This window comes from Kitasatospora sp. MBT63, from assembly GCF_000710465.2.
Classification (GTDB): Bacteria; Actinomycetota; Actinomycetes; order Streptomycetales; family Streptomycetaceae; genus Kitasatospora.
Genome location: NZ_JAIZ01000494.1, coordinates 1 through 3,345 on the forward strand (window position 1 = coordinate 1; position 3,345 = coordinate 3,345).

The following is a 3,345-nucleotide window of genomic DNA, read 5'->3' on the forward strand; positions in this document are numbered from 1 at the left end:
TGGAGGGCTGCAACGAGGTTCTGAACGTGACCCGCCCGGACATCGTGCGTTCGGTGCACGATGCGTACTTCGCGGTGGGTGTGGACTGTGTGGAGACCAACACGTTCGGCGCGAACCATGCGGCGCTGGGTGAGTACGACATTGCGGAGCGGGTGTTCGAGCTGTCCGAGGCGGGCGCGCGGATCGCCCGCGAGGCCGCGGACGCGTTCACGGCGCGGGACGGCCGGGTCCGCTGGGTGCTGGGGTCGATCGGCCCGGGCACGAAGCTGCCGACGCTGGGGCATGCCCCGTACGAGCTGCTTCGGGACGGCTTCCAGCGCAACGCCGCCGGTCTGATCTCCGGTGGTGTGGATGCGTTGCTGGTGGAGACCAGCCAGGACCTGTTGCAGACGAAGGCGGCGGTGCTGGGTTCGAAGCGGGCGCTGGTGCAGGCGGGGGTGGATCTGCCGGTGCTGGTGCAGGTGACGGTGGAGACCACCGGCACGATGCTGCTGGGTTCGGAGATCGGGGCTGCGCTGACGGCGTTGGAGCCGCTGGGGGTGGACTACATCGGGCTGAACTGTGCGACCGGTCCGGCGGAGATGAGCGAGCACCTGCGGTATCTGGCGAAGAACGCCCGGGTGGGGCTGTCGTGCATGCCGAACGCGGGTCTGCCGGTGCTGGGCAAGGACGGCGCGCACTACCCGTTGTCGCCGGCGGAGCTGGCGGATGCGCATGACGTGTTCACCCGGGACTACGGGCTGTCGTTGGTGGGTGGGTGCTGCGGGACGACGCCGGAGCATCTGCGGCAGGTGGTGGAGCGGGTGCAGGGCCGGGAGATCGCGGTGCGTGAGCCGCGGCCGGAGCCGTCGGCGGCGTCGTTGTACCAGTCGGTGCCGTTCCGGCAGGACACCTCGTACCTGGCGATCGGGGAGCGGACCAACGCGAACGGGTCGAAGAAGTTCCGGGAGTCGATGCTGGCGGGGGACTGGCAGGCGTGTGTGGAGATCGCCCGGGAGCAGATCCGGGACGGTTCCCACCTGCTGGATCTGTGTGTGGACTATGTCGGCCGGGACGGTGTGGCGGACATGAAGGAGATCGCGGGGCGGCTGGCGACGGCTTCGACGCTGCCGATCGTGCTGGATTCCACCGAGCCGGATGTGCTGCGGGCGGGTCTGGAGGCACTCGGTGGGCGGGCGTTGCTGAACTCGGTGAACTACGAGGACGGTGACGGGCCGGACACCCGGTTCGGGAAGGTTGCTTCGCTGGCCCGGGAGCACGGGGCGGGTCTGATCGCGCTGACCATCGACGAGGACGGGCAGGCCCGTACCGCGGAGACGAAGGTCGCCATCGCCGAGCGGCTGATCGGCCAGCTGACCACCGAGTACGGGATCGAGGAGAGCTCGATCCTGGTGGACTGCCTGGCCTTCACACTGGGGACGGGTCAGGAGGAGTCGCGGCGGGACGGCATCGAGACGATCGAGGCGATCCGTGAGCTGAAGCGGCGCCACCCGGAGGTGCAGACCACGCTGGGTCTGTCGAACATCTCGTTCGGGCTGAGTCCGGCGGCCCGGATGGTGATCAACTCGGTGTTCCTGCACGAGTGCGTCGAGGCCGGTCTGGACTCGGCGATCGTGCACGCCTCGAAGATCCTGCCGATGGCCCGGATCCCGGAGGAGCAGCGGCAGGTCGCGCTCGACCTCGTCTACGACCGGCGCACCGCCGACTACGACCCGCTGCAGCGCCTGTTGCAGCTGTTCGAGGGTGTGTCGGTGGCCTCCAGTGCGGAGTCGAAGGCGCAGGAGCTGGCGGCGCTGCCGTTGGAGGAGCGGCTGCAGCGCCGGATCATCGACGGTGAGCGCAACGGTCTGGAGGCGGACCTGGACGAGGCGCTGACGGGGCGTCCGGCACTGGAGATCGTCAACTCGACGCTGCTGGCGGGGATGAAGGTGGTCGGTGAGCTGTTCGGGTCCGGCCAGATGCAGCTGCCGTTCGTGCTGCAGTCCGCCGAGGTGATGAAGACCGCGGTGGCGCACCTGGAGCCGCACATGGAGAAGTCCGACGACGAGGGCAAGGGCACCATCGTGCTGGCCACCGTCAAGGGCGACGTCCACGACATCGGCAAGAACCTGGTCGACATCATCCTGTCCAACAACGGCTACACCGTCGTCAACCTCGGCATCAAGCAGCCCGTCTCGGCGATCCTGGACGCCGCCGTCGAACACAAGGCCGACGTCATCGGCATGTCCGGGCTGCTCGTCAAGTCGACCGTGATCATGAAGGAGAACCTCCAGGAACTCAACCAGCGCAACCTCGCCGCCGACTACCCCGTCATCCTCGGCGGCGCCGCCCTCACCCGCGCCTACGTCGAACAGGACCTCCACGCCATCTACGAAGGCGAAGTCCGCTACGCCCGCGACGCCTTCGAGGGACTGCGCCTGATGGACGCCCTGATTGCCGTCAAGCGCGGGGTGCCGGGGGCTGCTCTGCCGGAGCTGCGTCAGCGCCGGCACGCCCGGGTCGAGGTCGAGGAGCCGGCGGAGGAGCCGAACCTCGGCCAGGTCCGCTCGGACGTGGCGGTGGACAACCGGGTGCCCGCGCCGCCGTTCTGGGGGGACCGGATCGTCAAGGGGATCCCGTTCGCGGACTACGCGTCGTGGCTGGACGAGGACGCGTTGTTCAAGGGGCAGTGGGGGCTGAAGGCGGCCCGCACCGGTGAGGGGCCGTCGTACGAGGAGCTGGTGGAGACGGAGGGCCGGCCGCGGCTGCGGATGTGGCTGGACCGGTTGCAGACGGAGGGGTGGCTGGAGCCGGCGGTGATCTACGGGTACTACCCGGCGAACTCCAAGGGTGACGATCTGATCGTCTTCAACGAGGACGGTTCCGAGCACACCCGGTTCAGCTTCCCGCGGCAGCGGCGCGGGCGGCGGCTGTGCCTGGCGGACTTCTTCCGTCCGGAGGAGTCGGGTGAGCGGGACGTGCTGGGGCTGCAGGTGGTGACGATGGGCAACCGGGTGTCGGAGGCGGCGAACGAGTTGTTCGCGGGCAACGCCTACCGGGACTACCTGGAGCTGCACGGGTTGTCGGTGCAGTTGGCGGAGGCGCTGGCGGAGTTCTGGCACGCCCGGGTGCGGTTCGAGCTGGGCTTCGGTGACGAGGATCCGCAGGACGTGCGGGACATGTTCGCGTTGAAGTACCGGGGTGCGCGGTTCTCGCTGGGCTACGGGGCCTGTCCGGAGCTGGAGGACCGGGCCAAGATCGCCGAGCTGCTGCGGCCGGAGCGGATCGGGGTGGTGCTCTCCGAGGAGTTCCAGCTCCACCCGGAGCAGTCCACCGACGCGATCGTGATCCACCACCCCGAGGCCA

1 protein-coding gene is annotated in these 3,345 nt (G+C 69.0%); it reads left to right on the forward strand.

The genetic code is table 11. The annotated features are described in order from the left end of the window. Positions 1-3,345: methionine synthase (metH, locus tag AA75_RS26775; protein WP_033822833.1), on the forward strand; the 3,345-nt coding region annotated here is incomplete at both ends.